Source organism: Streptomyces sp. AC550_RSS872 (assembly GCF_019049285.1).
Taxonomy (GTDB): Bacteria; Actinomycetota; Actinomycetes; order Streptomycetales; family Streptomycetaceae; genus Streptomyces.
Genome location: NZ_JAGMUL010000124.1, coordinates 1 through 745, shown reverse-complemented (window position 1 = coordinate 745; position 745 = coordinate 1). Strand labels below are relative to the sequence as shown.

Here is a 745-nt window from a genome sequence, read left to right as displayed (position 1 = left end):
GAAGGGCCCGGCATCGCTGCCGCTGCTCAGTGACGAACTGTTTGCCGTACTCGAGCGGGAGCTGCTCATGGGGCCGGTGGCACATGGCTGGCCGGACCAGACCTGGACGCTGTCGCGGATCAAGACCCTGATCGGGCGCCGCTTCCACAAGAGCTACACCGTCCAGGGCGTCGCCGCGCTGCTCAAGCGGCACGGCTGGAGCTGCCAGGTCCCCGCCCGGCGGGCGGTCGAGCGGGATGAGAACGCGGTGGCCGGCTGGGTGAAGGAGACCTGGCCCCAGGTGGAAGGACCGTGGCGGCGCTCGACGCCTGGCTCGTCTTCGAGGACGAGGCCGGCTTCTCGATGACGCCGCCGCCCACCCGCACCTGGTCCCGCCGCGGCCGCACCCCTGTGGTCCGCGTCCGGGGCCGCTCCCGCCGCCGCTTATCGGTGGCCGCCCTGGCCTGCTACAAGCCCGGCGCACGCTCGCGGCTGATCTACCGCCCCTGCCCGGACGCCCGGCCCGACGGGCGCAAGAGCTTCTCCTGGAAGGACTACCGCGACCTGATCCAGACCGCGTACCAGCAGCTCGGCGGCCCGATCGTGCTGGTCTGTGACAACTGTGAGACTCATGGGGCGCCGTCCGGGACCGGGGTCTGACCCGTGGGACAACTGGCCTGGCTGCCTTGTTGAGGATCTGTCGGCTTGGGTCCCGGGCGGTGCTTGCTGCGCCGGACCAGCGGGCGTGTCCCGATAGGGGCCTTGC

1 protein-coding gene and 1 pseudogene are annotated in these 745 nt (G+C 71.5%); both read left to right on the top strand.

Annotated elements, in window-relative coordinates; translation table 11 throughout:
• A partial coding sequence (locus KUM44_RS35050; protein WP_217213799.1) for a winged helix-turn-helix domain-containing protein occupies positions 1–346 on the top strand: 346 nt, incomplete at its 5' end.
• A pseudogene (locus KUM44_RS35045) lies at positions 343–612 on the top strand (DDE endonuclease); the annotation flags it as partial. The gene KUM44_RS35050 and the pseudogene KUM44_RS35045, both read left to right, overlap by 4 nt.
• Between the last annotated feature and the right edge of the window lie 133 nt (positions 613–745).